Source organism: Streptomyces sp. NK15101 (assembly GCF_020400725.1).
Lineage (GTDB): Bacteria > Actinomycetota > Actinomycetes > Streptomycetales > Streptomycetaceae > Streptomyces.
In genome coordinates, this window is the sequence record NZ_JAINVG010000012.1 from 102,507 (window position 1) to 123,009 (window position 20,503).

Sequence of the window (20,503 nt, forward strand, 5' to 3'; positions counted from 1 at the left end):
CGCCGCCGGCCCACGAGGTCCTGGGACGGATCTCGGCGCTCGCGCCGCTCGTGGCCGTCCTCGTCCTCGTGCGGCGGCGCAAGGCCGCCTTCACGCGCCTGACGCGCGGACGGCACCGCGCCGAGGAGCTCTGGTCGCACGGCTGGTACCGCCACCGCTGCGGCACGGTCCACTTCGAGGGCGTCCCCGGTGAGGACCGGACCCCGCTCACGCTCCAGCGCTTCCGCGAGCGGGTCTCGGGTCTGGGAGCACGGCGGGTGCGGGGACCTGGCGGCGGAGCAGCGGGCGGTGGACCCGGCCCGTTCCTGAGAGCCGGCCCCCCGCACCCCTCGGAAATCCGCGTCCCACCCCCTACCGTGCCGCTATGCGGATCTCGACCACGATCTTCCTGACCGACGAGACCATCGGCCCCGTACGGCTCGCGCGCGAGCTGGAGCAGCGCGGCTTCGCGGGGCTCTACCTCCCCGAGCACACCCACATCCCCGTCGAGCGGGCCACGCCCCACCCGGCGGGCGGGGAGCTGCCCCGGGAGTACGCCCGGACGCTCGACCCGCTCGTGGCCCTGGGACAGGCCGCGGCCGTCACCGAACGCCTCGGCCTCGGCACCGGCATCACCCTGGTCACCCAGCACGACCCGATCGTGCTCGCCAAGCAGGTCGCCACCCTCGACCACCTCTCCGGGGGCCGGTTCACCCTCGGCGTCGGCTTCGGCTGGAACCGGGAGGAGGCCGCCGACCACGGCGTCGACTGGTCCACCCGCCGCGAGCTCGGCCGCGAACGCCTGGACCTGATGCGGGCCCTGTGGGCGCCCGAACCGACGGCGTACGCGGGGGAGCACGGCGACTCCGTAAGCGCCTCGGAGGTCTGGCCCAAGCCGGCCGGCGGCGCCCCGCGCGTCCTCCTGGGCGGCGCGGCGGGACCGAAGCTCTTCGCGCAGATCGCCGCGCAGGCCGACGGCTGGATGCCGATCGGCGGCCGGGGCCTGACGGAGTCCCTCCCCGTCCTCCGCGAGGCCTGGGAGAAGGCCGGCCGCGCCCCGGAGGCCCTCCAGCTCGTCCCGTACGCGGTCCTCCCGAACCCCGGCAAACTCGCCCACTACGAGGAACTGGGCTGCGAGGAGGTCGTCCTGCAGCTGCCGCCGGGTGACGAGGGGGAGGTGCTGGGCGTCCTGGACGAGTACGCGCGGTACCTCTGAACACCCGCCCCCACCCGTACGGGCGCCGCGCCCTGCTGGGCGGCGCCCCTCGCCACCCGCCGTGTGCCCACCCGTCCCGCCCAGCGGGACGACTGCCCACAACAGGGGCGGGGCGCGGAACGATCGCCCGCAACGGAGGAGCTTCGCCCCCCAGCTCGCTCGTATGCTCGGTCCATGACGGATCACCAGGCAGGACGACCCACCGGGAACGCCATGCGCCGCGCCCTCAAACGGGCCCGGGACGGCGTCGCGCTCGACGTCGCCGAAGCCGCCGTGCTGCTGCGGGCGCGGGGAGAGGACCTGGCGGACCTGGTGGCGTCCGCGGGGCGCGTGCGGGACGCCGGTCTGGAGGCGGCCGGGCGGCCGGGGGTCGTCACGTACTCGAAGAGCGTGTTCATACCGCTCACCCGGCTCTGCCGGGACAAGTGCCACTACTGCACGTTCGTCACCGTCCCCGGCAAGCTGCGCCGGGACGGGCACGGGATGTTCATGTCGCCGGACGAGGTCCTCGACATCGCCCGGCGCGGCGCCGAGGCGGGCTGCAAGGAGGCCCTGATCACCCTCGGCGACAAGCCCGAGGACCGCTGGCCCGAGGCCCGCGAGTGGCTCGACTCCCACGGGTACGACGACACCATCGCGTACGTACGGGCCATGGCGATCCGCATCCTGGAGGAGACGGGGCTCCTGCCCCACCTCAACCCCGGCGTCCTGTCCTGGACCGACTTCCAGCGCCTCAAGCCCGTCGCGCCCTCCATGGGCATGATGCTGGAGACGACCGCGACCCGTCTCTGGTCCGAGCCCGGCGGTCCCCACTACGGGTCCCCCGACAAGGAACCGGCCGTGCGGCTGCGGGTGCTGGAGGACGCCGGACGCTCCTCCGTCCCCTTCACCTCGGGGCTGCTGCTCGGCATAGGGGAGACCCTGGAGGAGCGGGCCGAGTCCCTCTTCGCGCTGCGCCGCGTCGCACGCGCGTACCACTCGATCCAAGAGCTGATCATCCAGAACTTCCGCGCCAAGCCGGACACGGCGATGCGCGGGATGCCGGACGCCGAACTCGACGACCTCGTCGCCACCGTCGCCGTCGCCCGGCTCATCATGGGTCCCTCCGCCTGCCTCCAGGCCCCGCCGAACCTCGTCGACTCCGAGTACGAACGGCTGATCGCCGCCGGCATCGACGACTGGGGCGGGGTCTCCCCGCTCACCATCGACCACGTCAACCCCGAGCGCCCCTGGCCGCGGATCGAGGAGCTCGCCGCCCGCTCCGCCGCCGCCGGCTTCGAACTGCGCGAACGGCTCTGCGTCTACCCAGAGTTCGTCACCCGGGGCGAACCCTGGCTCGACCCCCGGCTCCTCCCGCACGTCCGCGCCCTCGCCGACCCCGAGACCGGCCTCGCGAATCCCGACGCGCCCGTTCGCGGCCTGCCCTGGCAGGAGCCCGACGAGGCCTTCACCGCCACCGGCCGCACCGACCTGCACGCCACCATCGACACCGAGGGCCGCACGTCCGACCGGCGCGAGGACTTCGGCGACGTGTACGGCGACTGGGAGGCCCTCCGCGAGGCCGCCGCCCCCGGCATGGTCCCCGAGCGCGTCGACGCCGACGTCCGCGAGGCGCTCTCCGTCGCCGCCGACGACCCGACGAGGCTCACCGACGCCCAGGCGCTCGCCCTGCTGCACGCCGACGGCCCGGCGCTCGACGCCCTCACGCGGATCGCGGACGACGTCCGCAGGTCCGTGGTCGGCGACGAGGTCACGTACATCGTCACGCGGAACATCAACTTCACCAACGTCTGCTACACCGGCTGCCGCTTCTGCGCCTTCGCCCAGCGGCGCACCGACGCCGACGCGTACACGCTCTCCCTCGACCAGGTCGCGGACCGCGCCCGGCAGGCCTGGGACGTCGGCGCCGTCGAGGTCTGCATGCAGGGCGGCATCCACCCCGACCTGCCCGGCACGGCCTACTTCGACATCGCGCGCGCGGTGAAGGAACGGGTTCCCGGGATGCACGTGCACGCCTTCTCGCCGATGGAGGTGGTCAACGGCGCGACCCGCACGGGCCTGTCCATACGGGAGTGGCTGACGGCGGCGAAGGAGGCCGGCCTCGACTCGATCCCCGGTACGGCGGCGGAGATCCTGGACGACGAGGTCCGCTGGGTGCTGACGAAGGGCAAACTGCCGGCGGCGACGTGGATCGAGGTCGTCAGGACGGCCCACGAGCTGGGCATCCGCTCCAGCTCCACCATGATGTACGGACACGTGGACCAGCCCCGGCACTGGCTCGGCCACTTCCGCACGCTCTCCCGCATCCAGCAGGAGACCGGTGGCTTCACCGAGTTCGTGACCCTCCCCTTCATCCACACCAACGCGCCCGTCTACCTCGCGGGCATCGCCCGCCCCGGCCCGACCGCCCGCGACAACCGCGCGGTGACGGCCATGGCCCGCCTGCTGCTGCACCCCTGGATCCCCAACATCCAGACCAGTTGGGTGAAGCTGGGCACGGAGGGCGCGGCGGAGATGCTCCGCTCGGGCGCGAACGACCTGGGCGGCACGCTGATGGAGGAGACCATCTCGCGCATGGCGGGCTCGAGCTACGGCTCGTACCGCTCGATCCGCGACCTGGAGGCGATCGCGGAGGCGGCGGGGCGGCCGTCCCGGCCCCGGACGACGCTGTACGGGGAGGTCCCGGAGGAGCGCCGGCGCACGGCCCGGGCCTCGGACGGCCACCTCCCGGAACTCCTCCCGCTCCTGCCCCAGGAGTAACCCCACTCCACACGGGCCACGCCCACCGGTCCGACGCCGCGCCGTGTGGGGCCCGCGCCGTGTGGGGCCCGCGCCGTGTGGGGCCCACGGGCCCTGCTGGGCGGCGCCCCGGCCCACCCGCCCTGCGGGCGATCGTCCCGCCGGGGCAGGGGGGTCCCCCTGCTCGAGCGAAGCCGAGAGCTTGGGGGAGGGTGGGCACACGGGACGGCGCCCTTCGCGGCGCCCCCGCGTTCCGCGCCCGGACCCGCACCACATGTGCGCCGCACGGCCCGGTGCGGGTTCAGGCGCGGGAGCCTAGGCCCGGCAAGGGGCGCCGTCCCGTTGTGCCCACCCGTTCCGCCCTGCGGAACGATTGCCCACAACGGGGGCGCGAGGGGTGGGCGCCGCCCCAGCGGAACGACTGCCCACAACGGGGGGCGCCGCCCCGGCCGAACGATTGCCCGCAGCGGGCGGGGGCGCGGGACGACTGCCCGCACCGGGCGGTGCAACGTGGTCAAAAGTGGCCTGAAGGGCGTCCGATCACATAACGTTCCGCGCCCCGAACGCGCGAACCCGGTCGATTACAGTGCTGCGCAGACCGGTCTACGGGGGGAGGGCACGTCGTGGTCACGACAGCCGCAGCCGTGTGGGGCCGCACCGAACAGCAGGACTTCCGGGCCCGCGTACGGGGCTGTCTGCTCGGTGGGGCCCTCGGCGACGCCCTGGGCGCGCCCGCCGACGGCCGCACGCTCGCGGAGCTGCGCGAGGCCCACGGCCCCGACGGACTCACGGACCCCGTGCCCGTCTTCGGCCGCCGCGGCGCCGTCACCGCCGCGACCCAGATGGCCCTGTTCACCGTGGACGGCCTCATCAGGGCCCAGGTCCGCCGGGACACGGGCGCCTGGCATCCGCCCACCGACGTCCACCGGGCGCATCTGCGCTGGGCCGCCACCCAGCGCGACTGGGGCCCGGACGAGCGGCGCAAGGACAACGGCTGGCTGGCCCGCGAGGAGTGGCTCTACGCCCGCCGCAATCCGCCCCGCGCCTGCCTCACCGGCCTCGGCGACGACGTCCTCGGCACGCTCGACAGGCCGAAGAACCCGGACGCCGCCGACTCCGGCGCGCTCGCCCGCTCCGCCCCCTTCGGGCTGCTCGTCGGCTGGGAGCCGCAGCTCGTCTGCCAGCTCGCCGTGGAGTGCGCGGCGCAGACGCACGGCGCCCCGGAGGCCGGCCTCGCGGCGGGCGCCTTCGCGGTCACCGTCCACGGGCTCGCGCGCGGCGGCTCCGTGGAGGCGGCGGTGGCCCGCGCCCTGGAGCAGCTCGCGGTGCGCCCCGGTCACGAGCCGGTGACCGAGGCGCTGAAGGCCGCGCTGACCGCCGTACGGGAGGGGGCGCCGGACGCGGACCGGGTGACGGCTCTCGGGGCCGGTGAGGACCGGGCCGAGGGGCAACTGGCGGCGGCGGTCTACTGCGCCCTGGTCGGCGAGGACGTACGGCACGGGCTGCGGCTCGCGGTGAACCACGACGGGCCCTCGCCGGTGACGGGCGCGCTCACGGGCGCGCTGCTCGGCGCCCTGCACGGCGAGACGGCCCTCCCGCCGGCCTGGCTGGCCGAGCTGGAGGGCCGCCCGACGGTCCTGGAGCTCGCGGACGACTTCGCGATGGAGATGACCCAGGGCGCGGCCCTGCACGGCGCGGCGGAGTCCTCCCCGGGCTGGCTGGCGCGTTACCCGAGGGGCTGATCCGCCCGCGCGCCCTCCTGCGCGGGGACCGGTCCGCCGTCCGACCCGAGCCGGGCGAGCAGCGCGTCCCGCTCCGGGGTGTCCTCCGGCTTCACGTACCCGATGAGGACGTACAGGACGAGCGAGGTCGCGAGCGGCGAGACGATCTGGATCTGCAGCTCGATGCCGTCGAGGCCGTAGTTGGTGAGCCAGAAGGCGAACAGCCCGGCCGCCCAGGAGACGAGCGCGGCCGTGGGGCCCGACTTCCGGAAGGGGCGCAGCAGGCCGAGCATGAAGGGGATCGCGATCGGCCCCATGAGTCCGGCGACCCACTTGATGACGACGGTGATGATGTCCTTGAAGGTGGGGGAGTCGACCTGGGTGGCGACGGCCATCGACAGGCCGAGGAAGGCGATCGTCGACCAGCGGGCGGCGAGCAGTCCGGCCCGTTGGGTCCAGCTCCGCGCGGCCTTGCTGAGGACGGGCGCGATGTCCCGGGTGAAGACGGCCGCGATGGCGTTGGCGTCGGAGGAGCACATGGCCATGGTGTGCGAGAAGAAGCCGACGACGACGAGCCCGAGGAGGCCGTGCGGCAGCAGCTGTTCGGTCATGAGGGCGTACGCGTCGGAGCCGTCGGGCTTCTCCGGGTGGACGAGCAGCGGCGCGCACCACATGGGGAAGAAGAGGACGAGCGGCCAGACGAACCAGAGGACGGCGGAGAGGCGCCCGGAGCGGGTGGCCTCGCGGGCGGACGGGGTGGCCATGTAGCGCTGGGCCTGGTTCCACATGCCGCCGCTGTACTCGAAGGTCTTGATGAAGAGGTACGCGAGGAGGAACGTCAGCGTGTACGGGCCGGCCGTGGGGGCGGTGTGGCCCTGGAGCTCGGGCCGGTCCCACACGGTCCACAGGGCGCTGAGGCCGCCGAGTTCGCCGAGGACCGCGACGAGCATCGCGACGCCGGCGAGGAGCTGGATGACGAACTGGCCGAGTTCGGTGAGGGCGTCGGCCCAGAGTCCGCCGACGGTGCAGTAGATCCCGGTGACGACGCCGGTGATGAGGATGCCCTGGTTGAGGGAGATGCCGGTGAAGACGGAGAGCAGGGTCGCGATGGCGGCCCACTTGGCTCCGACGTCGACGATCTTCAGGAGGACGCCGGACCAGGCGAGGGCCTGCTGGGTGGGGAGGTCGTAGCGGTCCTTGAGGTATTCGAGCGGGGAGGCGACGCGGAGGCGGGAGCGGAGCCGGTTGAGACGGGGTGCGAAGAGGTGGGCGCCGATGGCGATGCCGATGGCGATGGGGAAGGACCAGGTGACGTAGGAGGTGACGCCGTAGGTGTAGGCGATGCCGGCGTATCCGGTGAACATCACCGCGCTGTAGCCCGACATGTGGTGGGAGATGCCGGAGAGCCACCAGGGCATCCGGCCGCCGGCGGTGAAGAAGTCGGAGACGGTGTCCACGCGCTTGTGGGACCAGACGCCGATCGCGACCATGACGCCGAAGTAGCCGATGAGCACGGCCCAGTCGAGACTGTTCATTGCGTCCCCTCCATGGGATCCGGTCCGCCTTGTGAACGGGGTTCATGGTGTGGGGAGTTGCAAGGCCCGGACAATGCAAAGGAGGGTCAAGGGCCAGTAAAATCGTTCGCTTCACTGACCCTTGTTCACATCTATGAACTTGTGGCGTGGCCTGGGGAAGCGGCTCAGCGCATCAGCTCCCCGGCGTTGACCAGCAGCGACTGCCCCGTGATGGCCCGCGCCCGGTCCGAGGCGAGGAAGACCGCCGCCTCCGCCACGTCCCCGTCCGTCGCGAGCTCGGGCAGTGCCATCCGCTCGGTGAGCCGGGCCAGCACCTCGGCCTCCGGCACCCCCTCGGTGTGTGCGGCGAACCGGACGTACGCCTGGACCGGCGGTCCCCACATCCAGCCCGGCAGCACGGTGTTGACCCGGATCCGGTACGGCCCCAGCTCGTGCGCGAGCGAGTACATGGCCGAGGTCAGCGCCCCCTTCGAGGCCGCGTACGCCGCCTGCCGCACCTGCGAGGGCGCCGCCACCGCCGACTGCGTCCCGATGAGGACGACCGAACCGCCGCGCTCCTTCAGTGCCGGCAGGCAGGCCCGGGTCATCCGCAGCGTGCCGAGCAGGTTGACGTCCAGCACCCCCTGCCAGGTCTCGAAGTCCGCGTCCTCCAGGCCTCCGAAGTAGGAGTCCCAGGCGGCGACGTGGACGACCGCGTCGATACCGCCGAAGCGCTCGACGGCGAGCGCGGCGAGGGCCTCGCACCGCACCTCGTCGGTGATGTCCGTGACCCGGTACGCGGTGCGGCGGCCCTCCGGGTCGATCTCCGCCGCGGACTTGGCGAGACTGGCCTCGGTGCGGGCGCCGAGCACCGCGTTGCCCCCGTCCCGCACCACAGTCTCCGCGATCCGGTGCCCGAGCCCCGCCCCGACCCCCGACACGACGACCGTCTTCCCCCGGAGCAGCATCCGGACCCTCCTCGACCCTGGCCAAGTATCTGACGGTCCGTCAGAGTAGGAGCCCGGAACCGACATGGGAAGGGGTACGAGAGTGAGCGAGGAGACCCGCAGCGAGACGTACGCGGAACTGGCGGCCGTCGGCCCGTACGGGGTCCGCCCCGGCCACGCGCTGATCACCATGGTCGAACCGCACCCGGGCCAGGAGCACGCGTACAACCGCTGGTACGAGGACGACCACTACTACGCGGGCGCCATGGCCATGCCCTGGATGTACGCCGGCCGCCGCTGGGTCGCCACCCGCGAACTCCAGCTCCTGCGCGGCCCGGAGAAGTCCGCTGTCGCCCGGCCGGTCACCACCGGCTGCTACCTCTCCACGTACTGGATCACCGAGGGCCGTTACGACGACCACATGAAGTGGACCGTCGGCATCAACAAGCGGCTCAACCGCGACGCCCGCGTCCACCACGCCCGCACCCACGTCTTCACCTCGTTCCAGGACCACGAGGCGACCGTCTACCGCGACGGGGCGGCGGGCCCCCGCGACTTCCACGCCCTCGACCACCCCTACGCCGGGCTGGTCCTCCAGGTGATCGACGCGGCGGGCCCGGAGGAGCGGGCGGCCCTGCTCGACCGCCTCCGCACCCGCGACCTGCCCCGCCGCCTCGCCGGCTCACCGGCGGCGATGGTGACGGTCTTCCGCCCGACCCCGCTGCCCGGCGACCGCATGACGTACGTGAAGCAGGTCGAGGGCGTCGACACCCGGCTGACCCTGCTCTGGTTCCTGGAGGAGGACCCCCGCACGTGCTGGACGGAGCACTTCGCGGACCTGGAGGCCCTCGGAGCCGGCGACGGCCGGGTCGAACTGGTGGCGCCCTTCATCCCGACGGTCCCGGGCACGGACCGCTACGTGGACGAGCTGCGCTGACTTCGCACGGGCAGAAGCCGAGCCCCCTCGGCCAGGACGGCGGACCGGTCGAGAGGGCTCATTCGTACTGCTGGTGACGGCGCGCACGCCCCGGGGCTCAGAGGGCCCCGTTGCTCACCTCGCCGACGAAGGCGTTCCACGATCCCGGACCGAAAGAGAGGGACGGGCCCTCGGGAGCCTTCGAGTCCCGCACCGCGATCGCGGACATGACCGGGGACTTCACTTCGACGCAGGCCCCGTTCCCGCCCGAGTACGAGGACTTCGTCCAGGTGTCCGTACCGCCCTGGATAATCGCCATGCTGCTCACTCCGGTTCTGCCGAGTAGTGTGTCGCGCCAACGTTCTCGATGGCGTGATCGACGCTACTCGCCGGCCCCGTCCGGTGGGACCGGCGTTCACACGTCCGGGTGGCATATTCCAACCGTGCTTCCGTGGGAGCGATCACGGGGTGTACGGTGCCTGCCCCGCCCGCCGGAGCTCAGCCCTGGGCGTGCTTCTTCGCCATCTTCGAGATGAACTCCCGCGTCTGGTCGACGTTCAGCGCCTGCGCCCTGAGGTGCTCGTACATGACGGAGTACTTGCCGACGTCCTGCGCCTTCTCCAGGTACAGATCGCTCGTCACGCCCTCGATGTAGACGACGCTGGAGTCCGAGGTGTCCGGGAACTCCAGGATCGAGTACTGCCCGCTGATCCCCGGATGCGCGCCCATCTCGAACGGGATCACCTGCACGGTGACGTGCGGCAGGTGCGACTGCTCGATCAGGTGCTCCAGCTGCTCCACCATCAGCTGCCGGCTGCCCACGATCCGGTGCAGCGCGCCCTCGTCGATCACCGCCCACAGCCGCAGCGGACGCTCCTCGTCCCGGATCCGCTCCTGGCGGCGGGTCCGCACCGTGACCCGCTTCTCGATCTCCACCGGAGTCGACTCCGGCATCGCGCCGGAGATCACGGCCTCCGCGTACGCGGGAGTCTGGAGCAGGCCCGGGATGATCTGCGACTCGTACATCCGCAGACTCTCCGCGTCCGTCTCCAGACCGATGTAGACGCTGTACGGGATGTCGCCGAAGGCGTGCCACCAGCCCTGCTGCCGCGAGTCCTTGGCCATCTGCATGAGGGAGTCGACCATGCGCTCGTCCTCGACCTCGTACACGCCGCACAGGTCGCGGACGTCACGCTGGCTGATGGAGCGACGGCCGTTCTCCAGCCGGCTGATCTTGGACTGGGAGACGAGGAGACGCTCGGCGACCTGTTCGGCCGTCATGTTCTTCGCCTCGCGGAGCTTGCGCAGCTCCTGGCCCAATCGGCGTCGCCTGACGGTGGGGTTGACGTTGGACGCCACGGAAACTGCACCTCCGGCTGTCTGCTGCGTAGCTGTGAGTACCTACCGCTTGGCAGACTGCCACCAATGGCCGGGTGCGCGCTGGGAAAACAGGACAACGCACATGTGCGGGACGGCCGTCCGGACCGTCCCGCACAGCTGTGCGGCTCCCGGTGGTTCATGGTGCGTGGTGCGTGGTGCCGGTTCGTGTCGCCGGCTCGTGGTGCGGGCACGGGTGCTGCCCGTCGCGCGGTCGGGTCAGTGCGCGACCGCGCGGGCCATGCTGCCGCGAGGCTGCGCCGGGACGCCCGCGGCGCTCCGGCGCGGCTGTGCCGCCGCGCCGTTCTGGACGTCCATCACGGCGTGCGCCACGAGTCCGCCCATGGGGTCGTGCCGGATCAGGTCGCGCAGCCGGGACCGCGACGACCGTCCTTCGTTGCCGGGGTACAGGTGCTTCCCGAGACCGACCGCGTGGGCCAGCGCGGCAAGCGCCGCGGTCCGCGGGTCCGGCGGTACGCCGGTGCGGATCGCACTGTCCAGCCGGGCACGGATCTCCCGACTGATCGCCGTGTCCGTCGCCTGGTAGCGAGTCGTCGGCAACACCCCGCACATCTGGCCCTCCACGGCATGCACCATGCCGCATCGCTCCAGATGCGAGAGATACGTCTGACGGAGCCCCAGCCGGGGCCCGCCGATCCAGTGGACGGCCCGAACCGGGCTGCCGCGCCTGCGCAGCAGCTCCAGTGCGGAGTCCAGTGTCGGATCTCCGGTCGGCCGTGGCATCACCACGGCGATACGATCCCCGTCAGGGGCTATCCGGCCTGCCAGAGCCAGCTCCACTAGCTGTGCTCCGGCCAGACCGAGGTCGAGCGACTGCGGCTGCGCTGTGGTACCCGTGGTCGGGTCCAGAGCGAGCAGTAGAAGCTCTTCCGGAATAGTTCTGCGGCTCCTGCCCATCCATGCCTCCCCGCGTGGATGAATGACAGGGTGACCCCTCTCACATTCATCTGTCGAGAGTGCCTGGGTGGTTCATCCGGGAACCGGCAGGTATGTCGTTCTCGTCTAGCACGGGAGCCAAGGGGTTCACACAGGACACTGGTAGACGGTTCGGACGTACGCATGACGCATGGAGGAGGCACGGTGGCGGGCGAGTCCCCCGACAAGGCGGAGCAGCAGGGGTCGTCTCAGGAGACGGCGGCCTCGGGCGGCGGCGGCCGGGATCCTCGGCTTTCCGTGCTCCGCGGGTCAGAGTCCGCGCCGTCCTCGGCGGTTCAGGTCGACCAGCCGACGGCCGTGTTCAAGACCCTGACGCCGCGCGCGCCCGAGGACGACGAGACGGAGACGGAGTCGAAGCCGGCGTCCGGGGCCGGGGCCGGGGGCGACCGTCTGAAGACGGCCGTGGCGGCCTGGGTGGCGTCGGCCGAGGAGCCGGAGGCGGAGGCCCGGCCCGAGCCCGAGGATGACGACGAGTCCGAGCCGGAGGGCGAGACCGAGGCCGACGATTCCGAGGCCGAGGACGGACCGGGGGACGACGAGTCGGACGACGACGACGCGGACGAGGACGTCGAGGACGTCGAGGACAAGGCGTCGGTCGAGGCCTCGGTCGAGGGCGCCGGGGACAAGGCGCCCTCCTCGTCCTGGTTCGCCGCGCGGAAGCCGGCCGTCGACGAGAAGCCGGCGAAGCCGGAGGCGTCCACCGAGCCGTCGAAGCCGGAGGCGTCCACCGAGCCGTCGAAGCCGGCGAAGCCGTCGGACTCGGACTCCCCGGACACGACCGGCTCTTCGGACGCGACGACCGACTCCTCGGACTCTTCCGACTCTTCGGACTCCTCCGAGGACGAGGCGCCCGTCGACCAGCCGACGACCATGTTCAAGATGGTCCGTCCGCCCGTCGTGGACCAGCCGACGACCGCCCTGAAGCTCCCGTCCGGCCTGACCGCGGACTCCGACAGCGAGCGCACCAGTGTCTTCCGCGCGCTGCGTCCCGACATCCCGGCCGACCAGAAGGCCGAGAAGGCCGAGAAGGCGGCCCAGGAGGCCGCCAGGGCCGCCGCGGCCCCGGCGGCCGCCCCCAAGGCTCCCCAGGCCCCCAAGGCCCCCGCGGCCAAGGAGCCCGCGCCCGCCCGGGTGCCGTCGCCGGCGGCGCTCGCCGAGCCGGAGCGGACCCGGCAGCAGCCGCTGCCCCCGCTGCCCCCGCTCGACCTGCTCGCGGAGCTGACGAACACGCCGCCCCCGCCGCCGAGCGCGCTGCGGACGACCCTGCGCCGGGTGCGGATCTGGACCCCGCTGGTCCTGCTCCTCCTGATCGTCTTTGCGATCGTGCAGATGGTCCGCCCGCTGCCCGCGCCCGCGTTGACGCTGTCGGCCGAGCCGACGTTCACCTTCGAGGGCGGTGAGCTGAAGATGCCGTGGCCCACCGAGGGGCAGGGCGCCGTCGAGGTCGAGGGCGTCGGTTCCATGGGCCTGTACGGAGCGCAGAAGCCGGCTCCGATCGCGTCCGTGACGAAGACGATGACGGCGTACGTGATCCTCCGCGACCACCCCATCAAGGGGAGCCAGAAGGGTCCCGAGATCACGATCGACAAGAAGGCCGCCGAGCAGGCCAAGTCGGAGCACGAGTCGACGGCGGCGGTCCAGGAGGGCCAGACCTACACGGAGAAGGAGCTCCTGGAGCTCCTGATGATCCCCTCCGCGAACAACGTGGCCCGGCTGCTCGCCCGCTGGGACGCCGGCTCGGAGGCCGCGTTCGTCGAGAAGATGAACGCCGCCGCGAAGGAGCTGGGCATGACCCAGTCCACGTACACGGACCCGTCCGGTCTCCTCGACAGCACCATGTCGACCCCGCAGGACCAGCTGAAGCTGGCGAAGGCGGTCATGCAGTACGACGTGTTCCGCGAGATCGTGAACATGCCGAACGTGACGGTCGACGGCATCCCGGGCCGGATCGAGAACAACAACAACATCCTGCTCCACGACGGCGTGAACGGCATCAAGACCGGCTCCTCCACCCCGGCCGGCGGCAATCTGCTCTGGTCGGCGAACACCATCGTCGACGGTCAGAACCGCCGGATCCTCGGCATCGTCATGGGGGCGAAGAACGCCAAGCTGCTCAACGACAAGCTGCAGCTGGCCATCGACAACAGCCTCAAGCTGATCCAGCAGGCCCAGAAGGACGTCACCTCGGCCGCCGTGGTCAAGAAGGGCGAGGTCCTCGGCTACGTGGACGACGGTCTCGGCGGCCGGACCCCGGTCGTGGCCACCAAGGAGCTCAAGGCGGTCGGCTGGCCGGGCCTGAAGGTGAAGCTTGAGCTCACGGATGGCGGAAAGGTCCTCCCGCACTCCGGCAAGGCGGGCGACGTCGTCGGCCAGGTGTCCATCGGCACCGGCGCCGGCAAGGTCAGCTCCCCGGTCGCCCTGCAGACCGACCTGGTGGAGCCCGGCTTCGACAAGAAGCTGACCCGCCTGGGCTGAGGCCACCCGCTCGGCCGGGCGTCCCGGGTTCTCCGGGACGCCCGGCTGTTAGCGTTTCCGGGGGACGAGAAGCACGCGCGACCACGCGAGAAGTGAGAAGCGAGACGGGCAGCAGCACGGGAAAGGGCCGCAGTGACCACCGCCGAGCCGACACGCGCCGACCGCGCGGACTCCGACCCCGACATTTACCGTGATGCGCATGAAGTTCGTGACACCGACGACGACCCGCCCACGGATATCGGCCCCTCTTCGCCCCCGCGAATAGTGCTTCCGACGCAGCGGCCCGCCCCGGCCCCGGCCCCGGCCCCGGCACCGTCCGCCCCCGCCCTCACCCCCGCCCGTGCCCCGCGGCGGAAGCGCCGCTACACGGTCATGGCGGCCACCGGGCTCGCCGCCCTCACCCACGTCCTGTGGTTCTTCCTCTTCGCGAACAGCGGCGGGGACCTGGCCGCGCAGGACGCCTGGGCCGAGTTCGTCGGGCGGCACCCGGACTCCGCGTACAACCTGGCCTGGTACGGCGGGATGCACCCCGTCTCGTACAGCGTGGTCTCGCCCTACCTGATGTCGGTGCTCGGCGTCCGCAGCACGATGATGGTCGCGGGGACGTTGTCGGCCGGTCTGACCGCGCTGATCCTGGTGCGGGTGCGGGCGGTCCGCAACCCGCTGGTCTGCTCGGTCGCGGGCGTCTTCGCCTTCCTCTGCAACGCGCTCTCGGGCCGGGTGACCTTCGGCCTCGGCATGATGTTCGCGCTCGGCGCGGTCGCCGCCGTCTTCTGCTGGCCGTACCGCTGGCGGCGCAAACGCTGGGCGAAGGCGGCGGTCGCCGCCCCGCTGGCCGGTCTGGCGACGGCGTGCAGCCCGGTCGCGGGCCTGTTCCTCGGCATCGCGGCGGCGGCACTGTTCCTGAACAAGCGGCGCCCCGGCGCGTACGCCCTGGGCCTCGCCCCGGTGGCCGTGGTGGCCCTCTCCTCCTGGCTCTTCCCGTTCTCGGGCACGCAGCCGATGGCCTTCGGCTCGACGGCACTCCCGCTCCTCTTCGGCGTCCTGACGTTCGCGCTCGTCCCGAAGACCTGGCGGACGGTCCGCACGGCAGCGGCCGTCTACACCATCGGCACCCTCCTGACCTGGCTGATCGACTCCCAGATCGGCTCGAACATCTCCCGCCTGCCGATGCTCTTCGCGGGCGTCGTGCTGCTCGCGGCCCTGCCGTACACGAGGCCGCGCTCGCGCCGCTGGTACGCGCTGCTGCTCGCCGTCGCGGGACTGAACTTCTGGATCGGCTTCAAGGGCGTCGACGACGTCATCCGCACCGCCCCGGACGCGTCCTGGGCGCGCGAACTCGCACCGCTCGTCAACCAGCTCCAGGTCCGGGACGCGGGCAAGGCGCGGGTCGAGGTCGTGCCGGCGTCCAGCCACCGCGAGTCCTCCGCGCTCAGCCCGTACATCAACCTGGCGCGCGGCTGGAACCGCCAGGCGGACATGGAGCGCAACCCCCTCTTCTACGACGACACCCTGAACGCCGCGAACTACCGGGACTGGCTCGCCCGCTGGGCCGTCCACTACGTCGTCCTGCCCACCGGAGCCCCCGACTCGGGCGCCGAGCAGGAGGCGGAACTGGTCGGCGAGGGCCTGCCGTACCTGAAGCAGGTGTGGTCGGACGAGAACTGGCGGCTGTACGAGGTGCAGAACCCGACTCCCCTCGCCGACCCGCCGGCCGAGGTGCAGAGCGCGGAGGAGAACGAGGTCGTGATCCGGGTCGGCAGCCCCGGCCGGGTCCTGATCCGCGTCCCGTACTCGCCCTGGCTCGCCCTCATGGACGAGAACGGCGGCAAGATCGAACCGCCGCAGGAGACGGAGGCCTCGAAGCTGGCCCGTGAGGCCTCGGAGACCGAGCTCCCCAAGGTCTTCGCCAACGAGGAGGGCTGCCTCTTCAAGGCGGAGGCGGACTCCGAGGGCGACGAATGGACGGAACTCGTCGCCCCGAAGGCGGGCGTCTACCGCCTGGGCGCCCCCTACAAACTCTCGCGCGGCACGGCCTGCCCCGAAGAACTGCGCTGACGGCCCTCCACTGACGGAGAGTAACCCTACGGGTGAACTCCCCATCACTCTGCGCACCCGCACGATCACCTGGCGCTAGTCTCGCGGACGCTGCCGCAGCCGTGCGGCGAACCGAGATAGGGGCACCCGAATGGCCATCATCGTCACCTTCGACCTCCCCGGCGCCGGCCCGGAGCTCTACGACACGGTCATCGCACGCGTGACCGAGGGGCGGGGCTTCACGCAGTTCGCGGACGTGGGCGATCCGGGCCTCGTCTCCCACGCGGCGGGACCGGTCGAGGGAGGCTTCCGCGTGACCGAGGTCTGGGAGAGCCAGGAGGCCCTCGAAACCCACGCGAAGACCTTCGGCCCGATCCTGGCGGACCTCGGCCACGCCGACGTGCAGCCCACGATCATCCCGGCGCACAACGTCGTCGTCCGATAGGACGGCCCGCTCCCGCTCCCACGAGCGCCCTCACGAGGAAGGGGCGGGTACTGACACCAGTACCCGCCCCTTCTCCCTGTGCCCCCGGCAGGATTCGAACCCGCGACACCCTCTTCGGAAGAGTCGACGCTCCTCGTTCCCCGTTGCTCCCCGCGAGATCCGGCACGGATGTGGCACGGTCTCCTGCTGCCGCCGACCGGCACTGCCCTGGTTCGCAGTTCGGCCGGGCGACCGATGGAGCGCTTTCCGCCCGAGGCTGGGCGCACTGTGCGCGGGGCATGCGCCCCGCTCACTTCCTGTCGCACCGGCCGATGGAGTGGTGGCGCGAAACCGTTTCCGTGGCGACGGCGAGGATCGATCGCCCTCGGCCCGAGTCGCATCAAGATCGGGCAGCGGACGACCCGACATCCCGGGTCCTCGAATCCGAGAGAAGGATGCGCTGATGAAGACGCCCGTCTCCACGTACGTCACCACGGTCCCTGAGACCACGTGGGTGCGCTGGCTGCCCAACGCCCTGCCTGCCGCCGGCTACACCACTCTCAAGAACTCCGCCGACGAGCCCATCGACGTCACCAAGATCAAGAGCCCGGACTACCAGAACATCACGATCTACCAGACCGTCGTGGACTCCGAGTCCTCGAAGATGGTGAAGCTCGACAAGGTCACCATCCCCGCCAAGGGCAGGTTCGAGCTTGTGCCCGGCAAGTACCACCTCATGTTCGAGAAGCCGACCCACCTGATCACCCCCGGCGACAACGCCCGGGTGATCTTCTTCCTGTCGACCGGCAAGGTCTTCAAGCTGAAGATGCCCGTCCGCACCTCTCCCGAACTCTACTGATCCGTCCCACACCACCCGGAGCATCCGCATGGGCACCTACCACCTCGACCTCGGCGACAGCCAGACCGAGGAACTCGACGACGTCATCCACCTGCTCGTCGGCGACACCGAACTCGACATCGACACCTTCGTCGCCTCCGACGGCGGCTCGGACGAGCCGCGCCGCGGCAGCCTGGTCATCGTCCGCAACGACGAGCGCAACGCCGCCGCCACCCGTTGGGTCCAGGCGGTCGAGGACCTCACCACCGAGCAGGACGTCATCATCATCGCCGGCGACCCCGCCTCCCCCGAAGCCCGCCGCCTCCACCTCACCAAGGCATGGGCGGCCACCAGCTTCCACGAGGACGAGGACGAGGACCCCGAGGCCATCGCCCTCGCCTTCGCCGACATCGCGGTCAAGTAGGCGAACGGGCGTCCGACTCGCGCCTCCAAGGCGCCGAGCAGACCCAGCCGAAGGACCGGGCTCCGCCCCGCGCCCCTGACTCCCGTTCCGTCTGCCGTCGACCCGCAACACCATGGAGCAGGCCCGGTGCCGTGTCTGCTCGGCTCTGGCTGGGCCGGCGGCGGACGGGACGGGAGCCCCCGCTGCAACCCACCGGCCGGCACCCGCGTACGGCCCCTCCGTCCCGGAGCCTGAGCGCCCCCGCCGGAGGCATTGCCTTGAGCCGTCCCTGACCGTCGCCGTTGATGTCAGACGTGGATGTCAGAAGGGGCCCACCTCCGAAAATTCGGAGGTGGGCCCCTTCTGAACCGGTGCCCCCGGCAGGATTCGAACCTGCGACACCCGCTTTAGGAGAGCGGTGCTCTATCCCCTGAGCTACGAAGGCGTTGACCGCTGACAGCCTAGCGGATGGGGGTGACGCAGGTCGCCCCAGTTCCCGTCGAGTGCCCGTGGAGGTCGGCGGGTGGGCTCGGAGGTGCCTCTGACCTGGGTTGTTCCTGCGGTCGAGTGGAGGGCGGTCTGGGTTTTCGTGTCGTCCGCCGTTCGGGGCGGGTGGTGGGCGGGGCGTGCGACCACGCCTGCGTCGACGAGGTCCGCACCGGCTGCGACCGCGGGGTGTTCTCTCCGGGGAGGGGTCGTTGCCCGCCGTCGAGGCCGCCCGTTCCGCGTCCAGCGAGTGCGCGACCCCGGGTGGTGAGCCCGCGACGACGTCTTCACGCCGACCCGTCCGCAAGCCTGAATCGGCTGGAATGCGCCTTTTGTTGAGTAGTGGGGGAGGTCACGACGCCTACGGCCGGGTCGTCATCGACCTCGGCGCCGGCGCCGTTTCCGGGGGGATCGCCGGCGAGCAGACCACGCCGCGTCATCGGGGCGAGGAGGGCTCGCGGATCCAGGTGCCGATCCAGGGCGACCCGTACCTGAAGGTCGGTCACCCCCTGCCGGCCGAGACTTTCGACGTGAACTGCCGGTCCACGTACACGAGCCCGCGCCCGCAGGCCTTCTTCTGCCCCAGCCCCAGGGGGCGGGCGCTCGGCTACGGCTTCGAGGGCGGCAACGCCTTCGGTTCGCCCTCCGGGCGCACTCCTCGTGCGAGGTCTTCGAGCCGACCGCTCCCCACCGGATCGTCATGGACATCGATCACTGATCCGGGAAGGATGACGACCGGCCGTCGGCTCAGCCGGCGGCCGGTCGTGTTCTCTGGTCCCGGACAAGGAGGTCCTCGTGACGACGATCGGTGGGATCGAGCGGCTCTGCGCGCCCGGGGCGCCCTTCGCCGTCGAGGACGGGGCGTACGCGGGCGGGCCGCGGACGCTGAGGGAGTTCGCCGAGGTGACCTGGGCCCACGGGGACCGGGTCTTCCTCGTGTCCGAGGACACGCGGATGACCTACCGGGAGTTCTTCGACGCGGCCTGCGGGCTCGCGCGCCGGCTCGTCGGCGAGTACGGGCTGCGGCCGGGGGACCGGGCCGTCGTGGCCATGCGGAACCTGCCCGAGTGGCACGTCGCCTTCTGGGCCGCGCAGCTCGCCGGGCTCGTCGCCGTGCCCCTCAACGCCTGGTGGACCGAGGACGAGCTCGCGTACGCGCTCGACGACTGCTCGCCCGGGGTGCTGCTCGTCGACGGGGAGCGGGTCGGGCGGGTGCGGAAGTGGGCCGTGCGGAACGGGGTGCCCGGGATCGTCTTCCGCGGGGAGACCGGGGAGACCGGGGAGACCGGGGAGGGCTCCGCTGTCGGGGAGCCCGAGGAGGGGTTCGTCGCGTACGTCCCGGACACCGATCCGGTGCTCGGGCCGCCGCCCGTCGACGTCCTGCCCGAGCACGACGCCACCATCATCTACACCTCCGGCACCACCGGGCGGCCCAAGGGGGCCGTCGCCACGCACCGCGCGCAGGCCGGGGCCGCCATGAACCCGCGGTACTTCGCCGCCGCCGCGGCCCTCGCGCGCGGGGAGGTGCCGGGGACGGGGCCGGCGATCGTGTCCCTGACCGTGTTCCCGTTCTTCCACGTGGCCGCGTTCACGTCGTTCTACGCCGTCATGGCGGCCGGCGGGGCCCTGGTGATGATGCGGAAGTGGGACGCCGGGCGCGCACTCGAACTGATCCGGGACGAGGGCGTCACCCACTTCGCCGGAGTCCCCACCACCGCGCTCCAGCTGCTCGATCTCGCCCGGAGCACCGGCGACCCGCTGACGAGCCTCACGCTGCTCAGCACCGGGGGCGCCGCCGCCCCGCCCGGGATCGTCGCGGGGATCACCGAGGCGTACGGGGACCGGATCGTGCCCCGGAACGGGTACGGGCTGACCGAGACCTGCGGCGGGGTCCTGGCGAACGTCGGCGCCGAGTACCGGGCCCACCCCGGGAGCGTCGGCCGGCCCTCGCCCGTCACCGAGGTGCGCGTCGAGCGGCCCGACGCCGAGGGCGTGGGGGAGCTGTGGCTGCGCGGGCAGTGCCTGGTCCGCGGGTACTGGGGGAACGAGGCCGCCACCCGTGCCGCCTTCACCGAGGACGGCTGGTTCCGGACCGGCGACCTCGCCCGCGTCGACGGGGAGGGGCGGGTCAGCGTCGTGGACCGGCTCACCGACATGGTGGTCCGCGGCGGCGAGAACGTGTACTGCGTCGAGGTCGAGGGAGTGCTGCAGGGGCACCCGGACGTCGTCGACGCCGCCGTGCTCGGGGTGCCGCACCCGCTGCTCGGGGAGGAGGTCGTGGCCGTCGTGCGGCTGCGGCCCGGCGCGGACGCGGGCGCCGGGGCGACCGAGGCGCTGCGGGCGCACGCGGGGAAGCGCCTCGCCGCCTTCAAGGTGCCCGCCCGGATCCTCGTACGGGCGGAGGAGCTGCCCCGGAACCCGACCGGGAAGATCCTCAAGCGGGAGCTGCGGGAGCTCATCGAGGCCGGGTGACC

General features: G+C 72.0%; 15 protein-coding genes and 1 tRNA gene. 10 read left to right on the forward strand and 6 right to left on the reverse strand.

Annotation, left to right across the window (positions count from 1 at the left end; translation table 11 throughout):
- The first annotated feature begins 364 nt into the window (after window positions 1–364).
- The 3 genes from K7G60_RS09785 to K7G60_RS09795 all read left to right on the forward strand — a co-directional run bounded on the left by K7G60_RS09785 (window position 365) and on the right by K7G60_RS09795 (window position 5,676).
- The gene (locus K7G60_RS09785) at window positions 365–1,195 is read left to right on the forward strand and encodes an LLM class F420-dependent oxidoreductase (protein WP_225800415.1); all 831 of its coding nucleotides are present in this window, start codon (window positions 365–367) and stop codon (window positions 1,193–1,195) included.
- 174 nt (window positions 1,196–1,369) lie between these two features.
- Window positions 1,370–3,955, forward strand: coding sequence for a bifunctional FO biosynthesis protein CofGH (locus K7G60_RS09790; RefSeq protein WP_225800416.1), 2,586 nt, complete (start codon window positions 1,370–1,372; stop codon window positions 3,953–3,955).
- Between the two features lie 602 nt (window positions 3,956–4,557).
- Window positions 4,558–5,676: an ADP-ribosylglycohydrolase family protein gene (locus K7G60_RS09795; protein ID WP_225800417.1), complete on the forward strand. Its 1,119-nt coding sequence runs from the start codon at window positions 4,558–4,560 to the stop codon at window positions 5,674–5,676.
- Here the strand turns inward: K7G60_RS09795 and K7G60_RS09800 are convergent.
- A complete protein-coding gene (locus K7G60_RS09800; protein ID WP_225800418.1) occupies window positions 5,661–7,190 on the reverse strand; it encodes a sodium:solute symporter family protein in 1,530 nt (509 codons plus the stop codon). The genes K7G60_RS09795 and K7G60_RS09800 overlap by 16 nt on opposite strands.
- A 164-nt stretch (window positions 7,191–7,354) precedes the next feature.
- Window positions 7,355–8,137, reverse strand: coding sequence for an SDR family oxidoreductase (locus K7G60_RS09805; protein ID WP_225800419.1), 783 nt, complete (start codon window positions 8,135–8,137; stop codon window positions 7,355–7,357).
- 82 nt (window positions 8,138–8,219) lie between these two features.
- Here K7G60_RS09805 and K7G60_RS09810 point away from each other — a divergent pair, with 82 nt between their 5' ends.
- The gene (locus K7G60_RS09810) at window positions 8,220–9,053 is read left to right on the forward strand and encodes a hypothetical protein (RefSeq protein ID WP_225800420.1); all 834 of its coding nucleotides are present in this window, start codon (window positions 8,220–8,222) and stop codon (window positions 9,051–9,053) included.
- A gap of 97 nt (window positions 9,054–9,150) precedes the next feature.
- On the opposite strand, the gene K7G60_RS09815 is transcribed toward K7G60_RS09810, so the two are convergent.
- The 3 genes from K7G60_RS09815 to K7G60_RS09825 form a co-directional block, all read right to left on the reverse strand.
- On the reverse strand, window positions 9,151–9,351 hold the full coding sequence (locus K7G60_RS09815) for a DUF397 domain-containing protein (RefSeq protein WP_225800421.1): 201 nt from the start codon (window positions 9,349–9,351) through the stop codon (window positions 9,151–9,153).
- 179 nt (window positions 9,352–9,530) lie between these two features.
- Window positions 9,531–10,391 (reverse strand): helix-turn-helix transcriptional regulator, encoded by an 861-nt coding sequence (locus K7G60_RS09820; RefSeq protein WP_225800422.1) that lies wholly within the window; start codon window positions 10,389–10,391, stop codon window positions 9,531–9,533.
- A 237-nt stretch (window positions 10,392–10,628) separates the two neighbouring features.
- Window positions 10,629–11,327 (reverse strand): GPP34 family phosphoprotein, encoded by a 699-nt coding sequence (locus K7G60_RS09825; RefSeq protein ID WP_086825793.1) that lies wholly within the window; start codon window positions 11,325–11,327, stop codon window positions 10,629–10,631.
- Between the two features lie 162 nt (window positions 11,328–11,489).
- On the opposite strand from K7G60_RS09825, the gene K7G60_RS09830 reads away from it, so the two are divergent.
- The 5 genes from K7G60_RS09830 to K7G60_RS09850 all read left to right on the forward strand — a co-directional run bounded on the left by K7G60_RS09830 (window position 11,490) and on the right by K7G60_RS09850 (window position 17,564).
- Window positions 11,490–13,841 carry a serine hydrolase gene (locus K7G60_RS09830; RefSeq protein WP_225800423.1) on the forward strand — a complete coding sequence of 784 codons (2,352 nt, stop codon included), beginning with the start codon at window positions 11,490–11,492 and terminating at the stop codon, window positions 13,839–13,841.
- A gap of 132 nt (window positions 13,842–13,973) precedes the next feature.
- Window positions 13,974–15,899, forward strand: a complete 1,926-nt coding sequence (locus K7G60_RS09835) for an MFS transporter (protein WP_374115615.1) — start codon at window positions 13,974–13,976, stop codon at window positions 15,897–15,899.
- A 130-nt stretch (window positions 15,900–16,029) separates the two neighbouring features.
- Window positions 16,030–16,323 (forward strand): hypothetical protein, encoded by a 294-nt coding sequence (locus K7G60_RS09840; RefSeq protein WP_225800424.1) that lies wholly within the window; start codon window positions 16,030–16,032, stop codon window positions 16,321–16,323.
- 442 nt (window positions 16,324–16,765) lie between these two features.
- Entirely contained in the window at window positions 16,766–17,161 is a 396-nt protein-coding gene (locus K7G60_RS09845; RefSeq protein WP_225800425.1) for a copper chaperone PCu(A)C, read from the forward strand.
- A gap of 28 nt (window positions 17,162–17,189) precedes the next feature.
- Entirely contained in the window at window positions 17,190–17,564 is a 375-nt protein-coding gene (locus K7G60_RS09850) for a hypothetical protein (RefSeq protein WP_225800426.1), read from the forward strand.
- A 351-nt stretch (window positions 17,565–17,915) separates the two neighbouring features.
- Here the strand turns inward: K7G60_RS09850 and K7G60_RS09855 are convergent.
- Window positions 17,916–17,988: transfer RNA gene (locus K7G60_RS09855), tRNA-Arg, on the reverse strand.
- A gap of 836 nt (window positions 17,989–18,824) precedes the next feature.
- Here K7G60_RS09855 and K7G60_RS09860 point away from each other — a divergent pair.
- A complete protein-coding gene (locus tag K7G60_RS09860) occupies window positions 18,825–20,501 on the forward strand; it encodes a class I adenylate-forming enzyme family protein (RefSeq protein WP_374115616.1) in 1,677 nt (558 codons plus the stop codon).
- Window positions 20,502–20,503 lie beyond the last annotated feature (2 nt).